This is a genomic window from Acidocella sp. (genome assembly GCF_035535915.1).
Lineage (GTDB): Bacteria > Pseudomonadota > Alphaproteobacteria > Acetobacterales > Acetobacteraceae > Acidocella.
On sequence record NZ_DATLPB010000081.1, the window covers coordinates 117,654 to 138,513 of the forward strand.

At 63.4% G+C, this 20,860-nt stretch carries 8 protein-coding genes; 6 read left to right on the forward strand and 2 right to left on the reverse strand.

All coding sequences use genetic code 11. The annotated features are described in order from the left end of the window. Nucleotides 1-83: 83 nt before the first annotated feature. The gene (locus tag VNC39_RS10350) at nt 84-1,589 is read right to left on the reverse strand and encodes an oligosaccharide flippase family protein (RefSeq protein WP_325398849.1); all 1,506 of its coding nucleotides are present in this window, start codon (nt 1,587-1,589) and stop codon (nt 84-86) included. A gap of 574 nt (nt 1,590-2,163) precedes the next feature. Between VNC39_RS10350 and VNC39_RS10355 the strand changes: the two genes are divergently transcribed. Together VNC39_RS10355 and cimA are read left to right on the forward strand one after the other, a co-directional pair. Continuing rightward, the gene (locus VNC39_RS10355; protein WP_325398851.1) at nt 2,164-11,544 is read left to right on the forward strand and encodes a non-ribosomal peptide synthetase; all 9,381 of its coding nucleotides are present in this window, start codon (nt 2,164-2,166) and stop codon (nt 11,542-11,544) included. 50 nt (nt 11,545-11,594) lie between these two features. Continuing rightward, complete coding sequence (gene cimA / locus VNC39_RS10360; protein ID WP_325398853.1) at nt 11,595-13,295, forward strand: citramalate synthase; 1,701 nt, start codon at nt 11,595-11,597, stop codon at nt 13,293-13,295. Here cimA and VNC39_RS10365 read toward each other — a convergent pair. Next, nucleotides 13,279-13,983 (reverse strand): 4'-phosphopantetheinyl transferase family protein, encoded by a 705-nt coding sequence (locus tag VNC39_RS10365; protein WP_325398855.1) that lies wholly within the window; start codon nt 13,981-13,983, stop codon nt 13,279-13,281. The two genes, cimA and VNC39_RS10365, sit on opposite strands and share 17 nt — an antisense overlap. 551 nt (nt 13,984-14,534) lie before the next feature. Here VNC39_RS10365 and VNC39_RS10370 point away from each other — a divergent pair. From VNC39_RS10370 to VNC39_RS10385, 4 genes are all read left to right on the forward strand, one after another. Then, nucleotides 14,535-15,458 (forward strand): ParB/RepB/Spo0J family partition protein, encoded by a 924-nt coding sequence (locus tag VNC39_RS10370; RefSeq protein WP_325398857.1) that lies wholly within the window; start codon nt 14,535-14,537, stop codon nt 15,456-15,458. A 197-nt stretch (nt 15,459-15,655) separates the two neighbouring features. After that, on the forward strand, nt 15,656-16,693 hold the full coding sequence (locus tag VNC39_RS10375) for a zinc-dependent alcohol dehydrogenase family protein (protein WP_325398859.1): 1,038 nt from the start codon (nt 15,656-15,658) through the stop codon (nt 16,691-16,693). Between the two features lie 301 nt (nt 16,694-16,994). Continuing rightward, on the forward strand, nt 16,995-18,206 hold the full coding sequence (gene ubiM, locus VNC39_RS10380) for a 5-demethoxyubiquinol-8 5-hydroxylase UbiM (protein ID WP_325398861.1): 1,212 nt from the start codon (nt 16,995-16,997) through the stop codon (nt 18,204-18,206). A gap of 203 nt (nt 18,207-18,409) precedes the next feature. After that, nucleotides 18,410-20,452 carry an NAD(+) synthase gene (locus VNC39_RS10385; protein ID WP_325398863.1) on the forward strand — a complete coding sequence of 681 codons (2,043 nt, stop codon included), beginning with the start codon at nt 18,410-18,412 and terminating at the stop codon, nt 20,450-20,452. Nucleotides 20,453-20,860: the final 408 nt, after the last annotated feature.

Here is a 20,860-nt window from a genome sequence, read left to right on the forward strand (position 1 = left end):
CAGCATAACAAAGTTTTTTTGCTATTTTTTGTTCACTAAAAGCAGCCTTTCCTTTGCTTCAAGCGCCCCGTCCGGCGCCGGCGTCACGCCATATCGCGCCCGCGTGATACCGGCTTTGCCAGGGGCAGGCGGGCCAGCTTAGCGATATTCTGATAGGCCACGTGTTCGATCCCGGGCGGGCGCCCGCAGCCGAGCCAGAGCAAGGTCAGGCTGGCAACGTAGATGACGGCGCCGGCCGAGGCCAACGAGGCGAGGAGAAAAATCGGCCGGATATGGGCGAAGTCGGCTTGAAGTTGCGCACCGAGGAACATGACGCCGGCCGTCATCAACGCCGCGCTCACGTAACTGCGCCAGGGGCCGATGATCTGCTGGAACACGCCGAGCCCGATCAGGCGGCGGGCGAGAATGAAGGCATAGATGGCCACGGCGATTTCGGAGATCACGCGCGCGGCGATGATGCCGGGGACGCCGAATTTTATGCCGGCGACGATCAGGATCGGTAATTTGACGCATAGTTCGAAGGCGTTCCGGCGGGGAAAATAATGTGCCTGGTTCAGGGCCATCACCATCGGGCCCAGCGGCAAGGCGAAGAGACAAGGGATGATGCTGAGCGCGAGGTAACGCATCATCGGCACGGCGGCCAGCCAATGCGGGCCAAGCAAGACCTGGATCAGCGGCTTGGCCAGCAGGCTTTCGCCGATCAAAGCCGGCAGGCCGATGGTGATGGCGGCGATCGAGATAAGCTGATAGGCCCGGCGCAACCGCTCCGGATCGTGCTTCACGCTGCTCAGGGAGGCGAGCAGCGGGCGGTAGATCGGCTGCAGAACGGCGAGAAGCGGGATGGACGACAGATTGTTCGCCGTTGTGAACAGGCCAAGCTCGAGATGCCCGGCGATCCGGCCGAGCAACATGGTGTCCGATTGCCAGGTGATGGAGCGGATGATCTGCGCAAGGCTGGTCCAGCCCAGAAACCCCGCGAAATACCGCCATTGCGTCAGGCACAGAAGCGGGCGGTAGGGGGCCAGGACAAAAGACGCGATCGCCATCGTCACCGGCGCGGCGACGGTGCCCGCGGCGATCGCCCAATAGCTCTTCGTCAGTATGGCGATGGTGACCGCGATGATCAAAGCCATCACTTTGCCCACGAGTTCGATAACGGAACTGCGCCAGAAACTCATCTCCTTGATGTAGCTGATCAATTTCGGGCTCTGCAGGCCGCGCGTTACGGGCGACAGGCTGAGGACCGCGATCAGCTTCATGAGGCGCGGGTCGTGATAGAAATGCGCGAAGGGCCAGGCCAGCGCCAGCAAGATCGTCATCACGCCCAGACCGCGGAGTGCGCTGAGGGTGAACGCGGTGTCGAGATGGCTGCGTTCCAGAACATCCACGCGCAGCACGACTTCCACAAGAGGGAGCTCGAAAATCGATTCCGTAATGAAAATCAGGCTCGACGCCAAAGCGACCAGACCGAAATCGGCCGGTTTCAATTCATAAGCCAACACCAGAAGCGTTATCAGATCGCCGAAACGCGTCAGCATCCGCGTGGCGACCACAAGCAGGCTGGCCGCGGCGGTCTTATGTGCGAGCATCGGCGTGGATCATCGGCTTGAGTCTTGCAATCTTGAGTCTTGCAATAGGGCGGCCGATGGGGCTGCCAGTGGGGCGGCACGGTGGGGGAGCGGTGGCGCGACTGCGCGCGGCATTGGCTCTTGTCAGGTGCTCCGGAACCGTCACGCTGCCTCCCCTGGGGTTGTGATCAAAAATAAAGTCATTGTTGAAAAATAGACGCAGACCCTGTCCGATAGAGGAGCGCTGGGACCAAGAGACATGAGAGCAGAAATCAACAGGAACATCCACAACTAAATGGCGCGAATTCATAACGTTAAATCACTTTAAAGTATTTGTTGGGGCGAAAAGAGCGTCTCTTTTCTCGAGGCGGAAGGAAAACTGAAAGAAATCACGATGATAATATTAATATTTCGACTTGACAATAGTTTATAGACGGGTTTAGGTTGGCGCGTTGCGGCCGGTAAAATGGAATGGATGCGGAACGAACGCGCGAACGTCAAAGCGCGACTGCCATGGTTCCAACGCTTAGGTTCGGAACGTCGAGGGTTGAGATGTCCGCCGCCTTACCGCGCCAGCGAGGGAGGAAGACCGTCAATGATACCAAAAAAAGATGTTCGCACCGTCCGTGATCTGATTGATCTCCAGGCTGAGGTGCGGCCTGATCGCGGCTTCCTGTTCAATCCCGAGACCAAGCAAGGGCTGACCTTCAAAGAATTGCAGGAGCGGACACGCCAGCTTTGCGGCCTGTTTCACAGAAGAGGGCTGGTCCCGGGCGACAAGATTGCGTTCCTGATGGATAACGGGCTGTTCACGGCTCAGCTCTTTCTGGGCACGATGTATGGCGGGTTTGTCACCGTGCCGCTCAATGTGCGCGCGGGCGTCGCGCAATTGGCGTACACGCTGGAGAATTGCGACGCCAGGCTCGTGTTCGTTGGGCGCCCTTACGAAGCGTTGCTCAAGGAGGTGTTGGGCCATGTGAGCCGGTCGGTAGAAATCCTGTTCGCCGACGCCGATTTCGGCCCGGAGACGGGCGCCGCCGATGCCATGCCCGACGGGTTGCCCCCGCCCGGCGCCGACGATGCGGCAATGCTGATCTACACCTCCGGCAGCACCGGGCAGCCGAAAGGGCCGATCCACACGCATAAAAGCGTGCTCGCCCATGGCCGGAATTCCGTTCAGGCGCACGAACTCACGGCGGCGGACCGGTCGCTCCTGGTGCTGCCCCTCTATCACATCAATGCGGAATGCGTGACCCTGATCCCGACGCTGCTGAGCGGCGGCTCGGTGGTCCTGCCGCACGGGTTCGTGGTCAGCGAATTCTGGAACTGGATCGATGACCATCGCTGCACCTGGACGGCGGTGGTGCCGACGATCATTTCGCAATTGCTGGACTGGAAGGACCCGAAGGCGGCCAGCCGGGCGGAGGCTTTCGCGCGCATCCGCTTCCTACGCAGTTCCTCCGCCCCGCTTTCGCCGTCCTTGCACCGGGAATTCATCGACAAGTTCCATCTGCCGCTGATCCAGGCGATGGGCTCATCCGAAGCCGGCAATGTCTTCTCCAACCCCGTGCCGCCGGGCGTCAACAAGATCGGCTCGCCGGGTCTGCCCTGGGGGTTCGAGGCCAGGATCGTCGACCGCGAGGGGACCCAGTTGCCGGCGGGAGAGCCGGGCGAGGTCTGGCTGCGCGGCGACGGGATGACGCAGGGTTATTACAAGGATCAGGCGGCAACCGCGGCGGCGTTCGATGCGCAGGGCTGGCTGCACACCGGCGATCTCGCCTACCGCGACGAAGATGGGTATTTTTTCGTGATCGGCCGCTCGAAGGAGCTGATCATCAAGGGCGGCGTGAACATCGCGCCCAAGCAGATCGACGAAATTCTCGAGACCCATCCCGCGGTGCTGGAGGCGGCTTCGGTCGGCGTGCCGGACCGGTATGTCGGCGAGGATCTCGTGGCGTTCGCCGTGCTGCGCGACGGGATGCGGTGCGACGAGCTCGAGCTGCTGAGTTTTTGCGAGAACCATCTCGGTTATTTCAAGACGCCCACGCGCGTGTATTTCGTCGCCGACCTGCCGAAAGGCCCCTCGGGCAAAGTGCAGCGGCTGCGCCTGGTGGAAGAGGCGGAACGGCTGGCCGCGCTGAAGGAGGGGAGCGGCGCATCGGCAATGGCCGAGGGGGCAGGGGCAGATTCCGTCGATGACCTGCCGTTCGGGAAGATCATCACGGAGATCTGGACCGAACTGCTCGCGGTGCCGCAAATCCGCCCTGACAGTAATTTTTTTGCGTTGGGAGGCCAGTCATTGCAGGCCATCCAATGCCTTTCGCGCCTCCGCGAAAAAACACAAATTCTTCTGTCCCTGGCGGATTTTTTCGAAAACGCCACGGTCACGGAATTGGCCGGTTTGGTGCGGCGCCGGCGGGCGCATCATGCGGCCCTGACGAGCGACAGCGCCGCGCAATCCCAGGCCGATTTACAACCGATCCCCGTGCGCGACCACCGTCAGCCATGTCCGCTGAGCCCCGCCCAGGAGCGCATCTGGTTCATGGAGCAGCTCAACGCCGGCGAGCCGGCTTACAACGAGGCTGAAGCCGTTCGCCTCAAGGGCAAGCTCGATGTTGAGGCGTTGGAGCGCGCGTTCAACATCATTGTCGAACGACATGAGATCCTGCGCACGACGATCGAAGCCAGGGACGGCAGGCCGGGCATGGTCATTCACGAGACATGGCCTCTCAAGTTCAAAAGAATCAATCTGCAGCCCCTCGTAGCCAGCAAACGCGAAGCCGAATTGGCCCAGCTGCTGATCACGGAACCCCGTCTTCCTTACCGGCTAGACGCAGAACCCGCGGTGCGCGTGACCATCGTCCGGCTGGATGATGAAGATCATGCCCTCATCATGATGCTGCATCACATCGTTTGTGACAGTGCGTCATTGGGCATCCTTTGGCGCGAATTGGCGAGTTTGTACGAAGCTGCCCGAAGCGGGGAGCCTTCGCCTCTGCCGCCTTTGCCCATCCAATATGGCGACTATGCGGTTTGGCAGCGGCAACCGCGCCAGCAAGAGCGCTTCGCCGAGGATATAGCTTTCTGGAAAGAGCAGCTCCGGGGCGCGCCGGCGCAGCTTGACCAGCCAAGCGATCGGCCCCGCCCTGCGGTTTGTTCGTTTCGCGGCACCAAGCGGCTGTTCGCGTTTGACGCCGCGCTGGCGAACGATCTGCGCCGGCTTTGCCGGCAGCAGCAAGCCAGCCTGTTCACCGTGTTCGCCGGGGCATTCAGTACGGTCATGCATCGCTATACGGGCCAGGACGAGATCTTGGTCGGGGTTCCGATCGCCGCGCGTGAGCGGCCTGAATTGCGGCCGTTGATCGGCTTTCTGATCGACACTCATGTTTTGCGCACGGATCTCAGCGGCAACCCCACGTTCCGGGAGTTGATGGGCCACGTGCAGCAGAATGTGGCTCATGTCTATTCGCACCGGGACGTGCCGTTCGATCAGGTCGTGTCCGCCCTCAAGCCGGAGCGCAACCAGAGTTGTTCACCGCTGGTGCAGGTGATGTTGAACTGGCGCGACCGCGATGACCAGCCGCAATTCATCGGGTTGCCGGGGGTGGTGACGGAAGCGTTGTTGGCTCAGCCCAAAATCGCCAAATTCGACCTGACTTTGACGTTGACCGACACGGGGAACGAAATCCTGCTGGAAACGGAGTACAGCACGGATCTGTTTGACGAGGAGCGCATCGAGCGGCTGACCGGACATTTGCGGACGCTGCTGGAGGGCGTCGTGGCGGACGTTGAGCAGAGAGTCACCGAGCTCCCCTTGCTGACGGCGCCCGAGCGGGAGCGGCTGCTGGGGGATTGGAACGAGACCGCGGCGGACTACCCGCGGGAGCGCTGCATCCACGAACTGTTCGAAGCACAAGTTGCACGCCACCCGGATGCTGTTGCGGTGGTCTTTGAGGACCAGCGTGTCACGTATGCGGCGTTGAACGCGCGGGCCAACCGGCTGGCGCATCATTTGCGTGCCCTGGGGGTGGGGCCTGATGGCCGGGTGGCGCTTTGTCTCGAGCGCAGTGTGGACATGGTTGTCGGGCTGATGGCGATCCTGAAGGCCGGTGGCGCCTATGTGCCTCTGGATCCGACTTACCCGCCTGAGCGTCTGAAATTCATGTTGGAAGACAGCCGGCCGGCTGTGGTGCTGAGCCATGGCCCGGCGCGTGCCGCGCTGCAAGCGGCCTTGCCGGGGCTGGTCGCGCCCCCGGCGCGCATGGATCTGGACGCGCCCCCGGCGCGCGTGGATCTGGTCGCGCCCCCGGCGCTCGTGGATCTGGACGCGGACCAGGCGCGTTGGGCTGATGCCTCGGCGGAAAATCCGGATCCTCGCGCGGTTGGCCTCACCTCGCAGCACCTCGCCTATGTCATCTACACCTCCGGTTCCACGGGGATGCCAAAGGGTGTGATGAACGAGCATCGGGCCGTTCTCAATCGCCTGTTGTGGATGGACGATGCTTATCGGCTTCAGTCGCAGGATGTGGTCCTGCAGAAAACGCCCTTCAGCTTCGATGTGTCGGTCTGGGAATTTTTCTGGCCCCTGGCCGTGGGGGCCCGTCTGGTCATGCTTCGGCCCGGGGGACACAAGAGCCCCGACCAGCTCGTGGCGGCGATCGAGGCGCAGGGGGTGACGACTCTGCATTTTGTGCCGTCGATGTTGCGGGTGTTTCTCGACGGGATCACCGTCGGGGCGTGCCCGAGCTTGAAGCATGTGTTCACCAGCGGCGAGGCGTTGCCCAGCCATTTGCTGGCGCGGTTTCAGCAGATGTTTCCGGGCCTGCCCCTGCACAATCTTTACGGGCCGACCGAGGCGGCGGTCGACGTGACGGCCTGGACCTGCGCCCCGGCGCGCGCCGCGTGGGGGGCATCGCCGCCGATCGGTCGACCGATCTGGAACACGCGGATGTATATACTGGATGCCCGGTTGCAGCCGGTTCCCGTGGGGACGGCTGGCGAGATCCATATCGGTGGGGTGGGTGTTGCCCGCGGCTATCTCAACCGGCCTGAGCTGACGGCGGAGAAGTTCATCGCCAGCCCCTTTGTCGCTGGTGACCGGCTGTACAAGACCGGGGATCTGGGCCGGTATCTTCCCGGTGGCGACATCGAATATATCGGCCGCAACGACTTCCAGGTGAAGATACGCGGCTTCCGGATCGAGCTGGGCGAGATCGAGGCCGCGCTGAGCCAGCATGCCGGCGTGCATGAGGCCGTGGTGGTGGCGCGCGAGTCCGGGGACGGAGAGAAGCGTCTGGTTGCCTATTACACAGGGCCAGAAGAGATTGATGTCGAGGCATTGCGCGCTCATCTCGGGAAAAGCCAGCCGGATTATATGGTGCCGGCGGCTTTTGTACGGCTTGATGCGTTTCCGCTCTCCGTCAATGGCAAGCTCGACCGAAGGGCCTTGCCCGCGCCTGACGACGGGGCCTACGCGCGTGCCGCCTACGAAGTGCCGCAGGGCCAGGCTGAGACGGCGCTGGCGGCGATCTGGAGCGAACTGCTCGGTGTGGAGCGGGTCAGTCGCCACGACAATTTCTTCGAACTCGGCGGCCATTCACTGCTGGCGGTGACAATGATCGCGCGGCTGCGGCGGGAGGGGCTGCAGGCCGACGTGCGGTCGGTGTTCAGCGCGCCGACGCTGGCCGGGCTGGCGGCTGCGACGCGTTCAGATGGCGGCGACGTTGAAATTCCGCCCAATCTGATTCCGCCGGGGAGCGAGACGATCATGCCGGAGATGCTGCCGCTGATCAATCTGAGCCAGGCGGAGATCGATGACATCGTGTCCTGCGTCGAGGGCGGGGCGGCCAATACCCAGGATATCTACCCGCTGGCGCCGCTGCAGGAGGGGCTGCTGTTCCATCATCTGATGGACGGAGAGGGCGATACCTACCTGACGCCGGAGTTGTTCGCTTTTGATGGCCGCCGGCGCATGGAGGATTTTGTCACGGCGTTGCAGGCGGTGATCGCCCGGCATGATATTTTCCGTACGGCCGTGATGTGGGATGGGCTCTCTCAGCCGGCGCAGGTCGTGTGGCGCCGGGCACCGCTGCCGGTTGAGGACATGACGTTCGACCCCGCGGACGGGGATGTGGCGGAGCAGTTGCGTAGCCGGTTCAATCCGGGGCGATTCCGCCTGGATGTGCGTCAAGCACCGCTGATGCGGGCTTTCGTCACGCATGACCATGTCCAAAAACGGTGGCTGTTGCTGCTGCTTCGCCATCATCTGGTGATCGACCACGCCACGCTGGAGGTTCTGGCCCGGGAAGTGCAGGCGCATATTCTGGGGCGGACCGAGGAGCTTCCAGCGCCGATCCCCTACCGCAATTTCGTGGCGCAGGTGCGGCGGGGGAGTGCGGCGGACCATGAGGCATTCTTCCGCGGCATGCTGGGAGACGTGGACGAGCCGACGGCACCGTTCGGGCTGTCGAATGTACAGGGCAATGGCGTGGACATCGAGGAAGCGCGCATGGTCCTGGAGCCGGAGCTGGCGCGGCGCCTGCGGGAACGGGCGCGCGGTCTGGGCGTGAGTGCGGCCAGCCTGTTCCATCTGGCATGGGGCCTCGTGCTGTCGCGCGCGTCGGGCCGGAAGGATGCGGTGTTTGGCACGGTGCTGTTCGGGCGGATGCAAGGTGGGGCCGGCGTGGACTGGACCCCTGGCGTGTTCATCAACACGTTGCCGCTCCGTGTCGAGATCGGGGACGAGGGCGTGGAGGCGAGCGTGCGGCGTGTGCATGCGTTGTTGGCGGAGCTCCTGCGCCATGAGCACGCGTCGCTTGCACAGGTGCAGCGCTGCAGCGCCGTACCAGCGCCAGCGCCGTTATTTTCGGCGCTGCTCAATTATCGTCACAGCCGTCGCGCCGATGGTCAGGTTTCACAGGTCGCAGAAGGTGTCGAGCGGCTCGGTTCGCGGGGGCGGAGTAACTACCCGGTGACGCTGTCGGTGGATGATCTTGGCGATGATTTTTCGCTGACGGCGCAGACATATCCGGTTGTTGGTGCGGAGCGGCTGTGCGGCTTTATGAGGACCGCGCTTGAAGGGATGGTCGAAGCGTTGGAGCAAGCGCCTGACATGGCAATGCGCTCTATCGACATGCTGGGCAGCGCGGAACGGCAACGCGTTATTGTCGAGTTGAACGCGACGGAGGCGGACTATCCGCGGGAGAGCGGCATTCATGCACTGTTCGAGGCGCAGGTCGAACGCACGCCGGAAATGGTTGCCGCCGTGTTCGGAGATCGGACGCTCACTTATGCGGTACTGAATGCGCGGGCCAATGCTCTGGCGCACCAACTCATCGAACGCGGCGTGAAAACGAATGACCGGGTGGCGACGCTGCTTGAGCGCTCGATCGATCTGATCGTGGCCCAGCTTGCCATCCTCAAGGCGGGCGCCGCTTATGTACCGCTGGACCCGCAAGCGCCGCCCCAGCGCCAGGCCTGGATCGTGGAGGATTGTGGGGCAAGCCTGATCATCACCGATGCGCGCACGGAACTTGCCTTTGCTTCGGCCACGCCGGTATTGCGTCTGGGCGACCGCGTCGATGCGCCGGCGAACGCCGCCAATCCGGCGCGGCCGGGCAGCGGCCTGCGTGTGGCCTATGTAATGTATACGTCCGGTTCCACCGGCACGCCGAAAGGCGTTCTGGTGCCGCATTGCGCGATCGCACGTCTGGTTGTGAACAATTCATATGCCGTGATTGGCGCGGAAGATCGCGTGGCCTTCGCGGCCAACCCGGCCTTCGATGCCAGCACCTTCGAATTGTGGGCGCCTTTGCTCAATGGCGGGACAGTCGTGGTCATCCCTCATGAGATTGTGCTGACGCCTCAGGCTTTCATTAAGACGCTGCGGGAAGAGCGGATCAACGTGTTGTGGCTGACGGTCGGGCTGTTCAATCAACTGGCCGAGGCGTTGGAGCCGGTCTACGCGCAACTCAAGCTTCTGATTACGGGCGGCGACGTCCTCGATCCGAAGATCGTGCGAAAAGTGTGGTCCAAGCCGGGCAACAGGCCGGCGCGGCTGCTGAATGCCTATGGGCCGACTGAGACGACCACGTTTGCCACGACCTATGAGATCGGATCGTCGCGGGAGGAAAACGGAACCATTCCGATTGGCCGACCGATTTCAAACACGCGGACCTATCTGCTCGATCCGCATGGCGCGCCGGTGCCGCTCGGCGCCGTCGGCGAAATCCATATCGGCGGGGCGGGGGTTGCGCTCGGTTACCTGAACCGGCCGGAGCTGACCGCCGAGCGGTTCCTCTCGGACCCGTTTGCCGGCGAGCCGGACGCACGCATGTACCGCACCGGCGACCTGGCGCGCTATCTGCCCGACGGCAATCTGATGTTCCTTGGTCGCAACGATGCCCAGGTCAAGCTCCGTGGCTTCCGCATCGAACTCGGCGAGATCGAAGAGCGGCTGACGGCGCACGAGGCGGTGCGCGAGGCGGTGGTGCTGGCTTTGGCCAACGATGGCGAAAAACGGCTCGTCGCCTATGTGGTCGCCGACCCTGACGACCAGCTCGCAGCCTGCCTGCATGCGTATCTGGCGGCATGTTTGCCCGACTATATGGTGCCGGCGGCGTTTGTACGGCTCGATGCGTTGCCGCTCACCCGCAACGGCAAGGTGGACCGGCGGGCCTTGCCCGCGCCGGACGAGGCAACTTACGCGCGGGCTTCCTATGAAGCGCCTGCGGGGGAGATCGAGACGGCGCTGGCCGAGATCTGGCGCGAGCCTCTGGGAGTTGAGCGGATCAGCCGGATCGACAATTTCTTCAATCTGGGCGGCCATTCCTTCATGGCGCTGCGGGTCATCAGTGAAATTCACAAGCGCTTGGGGCGCTATGTGAGCGTTCCGACTTTTTTCCTGAACCCGACAATCGCCGGGCTGGCGGAAGAGTTGGCGCGCGGTCATGCACCGCAAGCGACGCCGCAAGTGGCAACCTTGCGCGCGGGCGCCACGGGGTTGCCGATCTATTTCATGGGCGCGCGGCCGGAGGAGTTTCGGCTGGCGCAGCTGATCGGCGGCGATCGGCGCATTTTCACCGTCGACGTGCCGATTCTCTCCTCATGGCTGACAGCGTTTGCGTCTTCCGATATCCAGGCGCTGCCGACCATCGACCAGTTGGGCGTGCATTTCGGCAAGATCTTGGCCGAGCATGCCGGGTCGACGCCGTGCGTGATCGCGGGATATTCTCTGGGCGGCAAGATCGCCTTTGAAGCGGCGCGCGTGCTGCAGAACGCCGGCGGCAATGTAGCGTTCGTTCTCCTCCTCGATGCGCGCGCCTTCAGCTGGAGCAGCTATACGCTCGCGCCGGCTTTGGAGAGTTTGGCGCGGATCTGGCGGAGCAGCGGAACAGGGGAGGATGACGACGCCTGGTCCCTGCGCAGATTGCGCACGGCGCTTGGCGAATCCTGGACTTTGGTCCGATGGCTGCTGTCCCGGGTGCCTGACAGCGTGAATCACCGCGTCGAGCGCCTCAAGAGCCGATGGGGCCAGGTCACGCAGCGTTCCGTGCCGGCGCCTCTGCCCTCGGGCTATTTTGATGAGGCGGGCAAGCCGATTGACAATTTGCTCTTCAATCAGTTTGCGCTGCTGCTGGGACGGTTATGGCGTCCGCGCCCCTTGGATGCCGCCGGTGTCCTCATTCGCGCGGATAATTCAGAGAATAATCTGCCGGGCAGCGATCCTGCCGAGGGGTGGGATGGTCTCTTCACCCGCGGGTTGGAGATCGTCCAGACCGCCGGCGATCATCATTCGATGGTGACTGAGGAAAATGCCGTTTTGCTGGCGCGGCAGATGAATCTCATTCTCGACAGATACGAGGCAGTGCAAAACGCGCGCGGCGGCGCGGTGGTGGACGAGGCGGAGCCGCCGACGACCGATGAGCGCCAGCGGCTCGAGCCGGTGTTTGCCGACCCGGAGCGCAGGGTTGCCTAGCCAGGGCACATGACAGGAAGGTCTTCTATGCACGTGACGGCGGTGATCCCATGACGGATTCGATACCGGCCTCAGCCGCGCCCTCGGGGCGGCGCATTGTGCTGTACGACACGACGCTGCGTGACGGCGCCCAGATGCAAGGCGTGGATTTCTCAGTGCTGGACAAGCAGGTGATCGCCGCCGAACTCGATCGCCTCGGCATCGATTATGTGGAAGGCGGATGGCCGGGCGCGAACCCCACGGATGATGCGTTCTTCGCCAACAAGCCGGCTTTGCGGCACGCCACGTTGACCGCCTTTGGCATGACGCGGCGGCCGGGCCGCAGCGCCGCCAACGATCCGGGCCTCGGGGCGGTGCTGCACGCGGGCACGGCGGCCGTTTGCCTGGTGGGCAAGGCGTCGCATTTGGCGGCGGAACAGGCGCTGGGGATCACGGCGGCGGAAAATCTCGAACTGATCGGCGACAGCCTGGCCGCCGCGGCGCGCAATGGCCGCGAGGTGTTGTTCGATGCCGAACATTTCTTCGACGGCTACAAGCGCAATCCTAAATACGCCTTGTCCTGCCTGCGCCGCGCTTGGCGGGAAGGCGCTTCCTGGCTGGTGCTGTGCGATACCAATGGCGGCACGCTGCCCGAGGAGATTTCGGCCATCGTTCGCGCGGTCGTGGCCGCGCTGCCGGGAGCGTCGATCGGCATTCACACCCATAACGATACGGAAACCGCCGTGGCCGGCAGCCTGGCGGCGGTGGCCGCCGGGGCGCGGATGATCCAGGGTACGCTCAATGGGTTGGGCGAGCGCTGCGGCAATGCCAATCTTATTTCGCTCATTCCGACGCTGATGCTGAAACTGGGTTACCATACGGGCGTCAGCGATGAGGGACTCCGCCGCCTCACGGAACTCAGCCATAAGCTGGACGAACGGCTGAACCGCGTTCCCAACCGTTATGCGGCTTATGTCGGAAACAATGCCTTCGCCCATAAGGCCGGCCTGCATGCCGCCGCTGTCGCCCGCAACAGCACCACCTACGAGCATATCGCCCCCGAGCGGGTGGGCAATCGCCGCCATATCGTCGTTTCCAATCAGGCGGGGCGGGCCAATTTGCTGAACCGCCTGCGTGAAATGGGCATCGCCGTGGCGGCCGACGATCCGCGCCTGCCGGTTTTGCTCGAGTTGCTCAAGCGGCGCGAATTCGAAGGCTATGCCTATGACGGCGCGGAGGCCAGCTTCGCCCTTCTGGCCCGCCGCACCCTGGAGGAAATGCCTGAATTCTACAGCGTGGTTTCGCTCCATGCCAGCGAGGAGCAATGCCGGGATGAAAAAGGCGCGCTCGTGACCTTATCTCGGGCGACGGTGCGGCTCGATGTGCAGGGCCAGGCCAGGCTGGCCGCCGCCGAGCATGCCGGCAGCTTCATGGCGCTGAATATGGCGTTCCGTGAAGCGCTGCTGCCTGATTTTCCGGTCTTGCAAGGCATGCGCCTGGCTGATTACCAGGTGCGCGTCGATGCCAGGCAAGAGGGGGCAAGGCCGCTGATCCGGGTCGTGATCAACAGCCACGATCTCGATGTCCCCGCGCTGGGGCGGTGGTCCACGGTCGGTGTCTCAGCCGATCTCTTCGATGCCGCCTATGGCGCGCTCAATGACGCGATCATTTACCGGTTGTTTTGCGCCTTATCCGAACCTTGCGCCGAGGCCGACGCGGTGTGGACCATGCGCCCCGCCGCTTTATCGGGTGGAATCAATATCGGGCATTGAAATCGCCTGCGGGGACTAGCATCAGGCCGGTGTGCACAACATCAGCGATAATCGCCAGCCGGCCGGGCTGACGGGCGGCGGGCGGGTGCAATTCCGCGATCGCGCGGCTCAGGGAGAAGGTGAAAGTCCCGCCCCTCAGATCGAGCGATTCGATCACCACGTCGGAAAAATCGAATTGCCGTTTGATGACGGGATACAGGCATTTGAAGATGGTCTCTTTCGCGGAAAACAGGACCGTCGTCAGAAGCGGGTGATCCCAAGGCGCTTGCAGCAGGCGCGCATATTCGGCCGGCGAGGCGACAATGGACGCCAGTTCCAGCGCCGTCTCGGGCGGCATGAGGCGCTCAACGTCCAGCCCCAGGCTCTGCGCCTGTTCCGTGCGCGCCACGGCGGCGAACGCCATGTCTTGCGAATGGGTGATGGAGCCGACGAAGCCGGCTGGCCATAGCGGGCTGCGGTCCGCCGCCATGGGGATATCCAGGCATGATGCCGCCAATCGTCCCAGTGCTTCGCGCGCGCATAAGCGCCCGCAAATAAATTCCGCGCGCCGCCGCGCAACGGCGTTCGTCAGTTGCGGGGGCAGGGGGATACCCCATCGCGCGCCGTCCTGGTCTGCCACCGCCATGCCCAGATGAACGACGAAATCCGGAAACAAAGGCGGGGTTGCGGCCGACGGCAGGAGGATCATTGCGCGGATTGCATCACGACCGCCTGCAGGCCGTCAACGTTTATGGGCGGGCTCGTCTGCCTGCCGCGCGATGACCGCATTCGCCTCCCGGATCGCCCGGCCTTCATTGCCGGTCCGTTCCAGGCATTCATTGGCGATTTTCGCCCAAAGCTCCCTCAAAGCCGGGCTGCTGGCTTTGTGCGTATGTCTTTCGGCGTCATCCGGAGTCCAGGGCATTTCACGATGCCTTCACGAAATCCCGGCGCCGGCGAGCCATGAAAGCCTGCCGGCGGAGGCGGGGAGGATGCGTGCTGCGAACCGCGCCATTCTAATTCCGCCCGGGGGCGTTGCGGAACCGGAAACAGGGGCGTTAACGGAATTGTCACATATCGGGGTGGCCCCCAAATGCCGCCAAGGCCCGGGTTGAGCAAAATGAACGGTTCGGTAGCAAAATTGGCGGTTCCGGGCCGCCCGGCGGCGGGCGCTTTGCAACGCCCGATTGCTTATGTAAACTCATTTTGTTGGCGGGCGTTGTAAGACCGCCAGCGCGTGAGAGTCCGAGGATCATTTCCATGGCGTTTGTCGTCACCCCGCTGAAAGATTTTACCGCGGAGCCACAAGGCCAAACAAACAGAAAAATGTATCTGTACCAGGTCGATCCCATGCTTCTCCAGGAGGAGGAGGGGTTCAACCTGCGTTATTATGACGACCCGAAGGTGAAGGCGCATATCGAGGCGTTCTGTGAATCCTATATGGCGGACCGTTACGTGCCGCCGATGATGGTGCGGGCGCTGAATGACGGGCGGATCGTGGTGATCGAGGGCCATTGCCGGCGCCGGGGCGTGCAGCTTGCCATCTCGCGCGGCGCCAAGATCCCCCTGGTCAACGTGATCCCGTTCCGTGGCAACGATGCCGAGCGCGTCGAATTGATGTTGCGCTCGGCGCAAGGCCTGAAGCTGGAGCCCCTGGACATCGCGCGCGGCTATTTGCGCCTGTCGCAGATGGGCTTGAAGCCGGCCGAAATCGCCGCCTCGCAGAGCAAGAGTCCGGCCCGTGTCGAGCAGCTCCTGACTCTCGCCACGGCCAGCGGCGAGGTCCACGACCTGGTGCGGACGGGCGCGGTTTCCGTGGATATCGCGATCGACGCGGTCCGCGCGCATGGCGAAGGGGCCGCAACGGTTCTTTCGCAAAAGCTGGAGGTCGCCAAGCAGGAAGGGCGCCAGCGGGTCACGAAATCCGTCGTGCGGGGCCACACGGTCCCGCGCAAGACCGTCGAAGCGGTGTTCGCGCGGGTCGAACGCGCCATGGCCCAGATGCCCGCCGCCTTGCGGCAGCAGGCCGAAGAGCTGCAGGCGATCCCGGAACGCGAACGCGCGAACCAGAAGGTGGAAGTCGAGGCCAATGTGCTGCTCGGGCTGCTCGGGGCGGCGCAGGAGATCGAGGCGATGAAAGCCAGGCTGGCCAAGCAGGCGGCCCGTGGCGAGGCGCCGGAGTAAGGAAGAAAGCGGCCGCTTTTTGAAAAAAGCGGCGCAAAAACTTTCATTTACGCTGGGCCGGCGGCGGTGAAACCAGCACGGCCCAAAGTAAACAAAGTTTTTTTGCTACTTTTTGTTCACAAAAAGTAACCTTCCTCTTCCTTTGCTTTCGATTGTTGCCGACATGCCAAGGCAACCAACGGAAAAAGGGGGATCTCATGAAAGCGCTCGTCTATCGTGGACCTGGCCTCAAAGGTCTTGAAGACCGCCCCAAGCCGCAGATCCAGGCGCCTGGCGATGCGGTGGTGAAGATCGTCAAAACGACCATCTGCGGCACCGATCTGCACATCCTCAAGGGCGACGTGCCGAGCTGCGCGCCGGGCCGCATCCTCGGCCATGAAGGCGTCGGCGTCATCGACGCCGTCGGCGCGGGGGTCACCACGTTCCGGCCGGGGGACCGCGTTCTCATCTCCTGCATCTCGTCCTGCGGCAAATGCGATTATTGCCGCCGCGGCATGTATTCCCATTGCACGAGCGGCGGCTGGATCCTCGGCAACGAGATCGACGGCACCCAGGCCGAATATGTCCGCACGCCGCATGCCGACACCAGCCTTTACCCGATCCCGGAAGGCGCCGACGAGGAAGCTTTGGTGATGCTGAGCGATATCCTGCCGACCGGGTTCGAATGCGGGGTCCTGAACGGCAAAGTGGCTCCGGGGGCGAGTGTGGCCATCGTCGGCGCCGGGCCGATCGGCCTCGCCGCCCTGCTCACCGCCCAATTCTACGCGCCGGCGGAGATCATCATGATCGATCTGGACGACAACCGGCTCGGCATCGCGCGGCAATTCGGCGCCACGCACACTATCAACAGCGCGGACGGGAAAGCGGCGGAGAGCGTGAAGGCGCTGACCGGCGGGCGCGGCGTGGATGCGGCCATTGAGGCGGTGGGCATTCCGGCCACGTTCGAGCTCTGCCAGGACCTGGTCGCGCCGGGCGGAGTCATTGCCAATATCGGCGTCCATGGGCACAAGGCCGATCTCCATCTCGAACGCCTATGGTCCCAGAACATCGCGATCACCACGCGGCTGGTCGACACTGTGACGACGCCGATGCTGCTCAGGACCGTGCAGGCCAAAAAGCTCGATCCCGCACGGCTGATCACGCACCGGTTCCGGCTCGACCAGATGCTCGAAGCCTACGACACGTTCGGCCGGGCGGCCGCGACGCAGGCTTTGAAAGTCGTCATTTCGGCCTAAGGCAAGTATGTGGCCGCTTTTTGAAAAAAGCGGCGCAAAAACTTCTTTTATGCTGGGTCTGAGGCTGTATCGCGGCCACCGCCCATGGCCCAGCATAAATCAAAGTTTTTTTGCTACTTTTTGTTCACAAAAAGTAGCGCTTCCTTTCCTTCGCTTACTGACCCAGCAATTTGAGCAGGCCTTGGCCGTTCCTTCCGACGAGGCGGGCAGCGCTAACAACCGGGTCTCGGCCGGATCTGGACAAGCCGCCCCCGCGCCCGCAGAAGACCGCACCTGCAGGGGTGCGGAGGGAGCGCGAAGCATGAGTGGGACGGTCGCGGATTTCGACGTCATTGTCATTGGGGCCGGCCCGGCCGGGCTCAGCCTTGCCGGCTCGCTCGCGGCGCAGGGGCTCGCCGTCGCCTTGGTCGAGCGCCAGTCCGAGGCGGCGCTCGCGGCGCCGGAGTTTGACGGCCGCGAGATCGCTTTGACCCATTTCTCCGTCGAAATTCTACGCGGGCTGGGCGCCTGGGAGCGCATCCCGGACGAGGCGATCGCACCGCTGCGCGAGGCCCGCGTGCTCAATGGGGCGGGCGGCCACGCGCTGAGCCTCAGCCCGGGCGGCGACCAAAATGAACGGCTCGGCCAGTTGGTCGCGAATCATCACATCCGCCGCGCGCTTTATGAGGCCGCGCAAGGCAAACCCAATATCCGCCTGTTCGCCGACAGCATGGCGACCGGGATTACGGTCGGCGCCGGGCATGCGACGCTGACCTTGGCCGGCGGCGCCAGCCTGAGCGCGCGTTTGATCGTCGCCGCCGACACGCGGTTTTCCGAGATGCGCCGGCGCGTCGGCATCGGCGCCGCCATGCAGGATTTCGGGGCGAGCATGCTGGTGTGCCGCATGGCGCATGAGGCGCCGCACCATGCGGTCGCGACCGAATGGTTCGGCTACGGCCAGACCATCGCCATGCTGCCGCTGAACGGCACGCCGGACTGCCCGCATCTCTCATCGCTGGTGCTGACCTTGCCGGCGCGCGAGATCGAACGGCTGCGGGCTCTGGATGACGCCGCCTTCGGCGCCGAGATCACCAGCCGTTACCAGGGCCGCCTCGGGGCGATGCGCCCTGTCAGTTCGCGCCATATCTATCCGTTGGTCTCGGTCTATGCCCGGCGCTTTGTCGCACCGCGTTTCGCGCTGGTCGGCGATGCGGCGGTCGGCATGCATCCGGTCACCGCGCATGGCTTCAATTTCGGCCTGCGCGGCCAGCACGGTCTGGCGGGGCTGGTTGCCGGGGCCGCGGCGAGAAAAAGCGATATCGGCGCGCCTTCTTTGCTGCAGCGTTACGAGCGCGCCCATCGGTTGGCGACGCAGCCGCTCTATCTGGCCACCAACGCCACGGCCCGGCTTTACACCGATGACAGCCTGCCCGCGCGCCTGCTGCGCGGTGCGGTGCTGCGCATCGGGGCGCGCCTGCCGCCGGTGCGCCAGATGATGGTGGCCAAGCTCATGGAAAAGACCGCGCCGCAGTAAGCAGCAACGAAGAAAGGCTACTTTTTGTGAACAAAAAGTAGCAAAAAAACTTTATTATGCTGGGGCTTGGGCGTTGTCAGCGACATTGCCCCTGGCCCAGCATAAAAGAAGTTTTTGGTGCCGCTTTTTTCAAAAAGCGGCCGCTTTCTTCTCTCCGACCCGCCGCGCTTTTTTCGGCCCATCATTGGTGCCATAGTTTGGGTATGAAATTTTATTCCCTCTACGCCCAGGGGTTCGCCCGCGTGGCCGCCTGCACCATCGAGACGGCGCTGGCGGACCCGGCCCGCAACGCTGAAGCCGTGCTGCTGGCCGCGCGGGACTGCCACCAAAACGGCGTGGCGGTGGCGGTGTTCCCGGAACTGACCTTGTCCGGCTATTCGATCGAGGATCTTCTGCTTCAGGACGCGGTTCTGGACGCGGTGGACCAGGCCGTCATTCGCTTAGCGGAAGCCTCGAAAGATCTGCTGCCCGTTCTGGTGGTGGGCGCGCCGCTGCGCCATGCCGGAAGGCTGTACAACACGGCGCTCGTCCTCCATCGCGGGCGCGTGCTCGGGGTGGTTCCGAAATCCTATCTGCCCACGTACCGCGAGTTCTACGAAGGAAGGCAGATTGCCGCGGGTGACGCGCTGCGGGGGGAGATCGCCATTGCCGGCCAGGTCGCTCCGTTCGGCAACAACCTGATTTTTGCCGCCGAGGATGTGCGTGGCTTCGCGCTGCATGTGGAGATCTGCGAGGATTTCTGGGTCCCGGTGCCGCCGAGCGCACTTGCCGCCCTGGCGGGGGCGAGCATTCTCGCCAATCTTTCGGGCAGCCCGATCACGATCGGCCGCGCCGAGAGCCGGCGGTTGCTGGTGCAATCGGCCTCCACGCGATGCCTGGCGGCCTACATCTATGCCGCGGCCGGGGCCGGGGAGAGCACGACCGAGGTTTCCTGGGACGGCCAGGTGATGATCTATGAAAACGGCGTCTGCCTGGCTGAGGCGGAACGTTTTCCGGAAACGGGCCAGACGGTCATCGCCGATATCGACCTGGACCTGCTCCGCCAGGAACGGATGCGGATGGGCACGTTCGACGATAACCGGCGTACCCATGGCGTGGCGACGGATGGATTCCGCACCATCGCCTTCCGGCTCGCCCCGCCCGGCGACAATTTGGGGCTGGAACGGCGCGTCGAGCGCTTTCCCTTCGTGCCCTCCGATCCCGCGCGGCTCGAGCAGGATTGCTACGAGGCGTACAACATCCAGGTTTCCGGGCTGGTGCAAAGGCTCCGCGCGACCGGGCTCAAACATGTCGTGCTGGGCATTTCCGGCGGCCTCGATTCCACCCATGCCTTGATCGTCGCGGCAAGGGCGATGGACCGGCTGGGCCTGCCGCGGCACAATATTCTTACCTACACCATGCCCGGCTTCGCCACGGGTGACGACACCAAGGCCAATGCCTGGCGCCTGATGACGAGCCTTGGCACCAACGCGCACGAACTCGATATCCGCCCCGCCGCGCGGCAGATGCTGGCCGATCTCGGCCATCCGTTCGGCGAGGGAAAGCCGGTTTACGACATCACATTCGAGAATGTGCAGGCGGGGCTGCGGACCGATTATCTGTTCCGTCTCGCCAACCAGAACAACGCCTTCGTCATCGGCACCGGGGATCTTTCCGAACTCGCGCTCGGCTGGTGCACTTACGGCGTCGGCGACCAGATGTCGCATTACGCCGTGAATGCCGGCGTGCCGAAAACGCTGATCCAGCATTTGATTCGCTGGGTGGCGCGCTCCGGTCAATTCGGCGACGCGGTCGGCGAAACGCTTGAGGCGATTTTGGATACGGAGATTTCGCCGGAACTCGTGCCGGTCGCGGCGGGCGCGACGCCGCAAAGCACGGAAGCAAAAATCGGCCCTTACGCGCTGCAGGATTTCAATTTGTATTACACGCTGCGCTACGGTTTCAGGCCATCGAAAATCGCGTTCCTGGCGATGCACGCCTGGAGCGACGCGCAGATCGGCGCGTGGCCGGCGCATTTTCCCGCCGCGCGGCGCACGCAATACAGCCTCGGGGAAATCCGGAAATGGCTGGAGCTTTTCCTGCGGCGCTTTTTCGCCTTCAGCCAGTTCAAGCGCTCCGCTTTGCCGAATGGCCCCAAGGTGGTCGCGGGCGGCGCGCTATCTCCGCGCGGTGACTGGCGCGCGCCGTCTGACGGCAACGCCACAGCGTGGCTCGCTGAGCTGGTGCACAACGTGCCGGAGGATTAAGGCCAAAAAAGGAAGGACTACTTTTTGTGAACAAAAAGTAGCAAAAAAACTTTTTTATGCTGGGCCATGGGCTGTATCGGGGACAAAGCCCATGGCCCGGCGTGAAGAAAAGTTTTTGCGCCGCTTTTTTCAAAAAGCGGCCTCTTGCTTAAAGCCTTCCTGATCAGGAACCTTTGGGGCCCTGATGCCCAGGTTTACCCTGCGGTTGTTCCGCGGGGCTGCGCTGGCCGGGGGCGGTTTTTTCGCGGCTGGTGCCGCTGGTCGCCGATTTTCCCGGAGGATTCCCCGCATTCTTGTGGCTCTGCGCGCCCGCTTTTACATGCTGTTCGTGAGAGCCGCCTTGTGTTCCGCCCGTATTGGTGGCCATGTTCCACTCCTCTTGAGCTGCCCATTCGGATTTGAAAAATG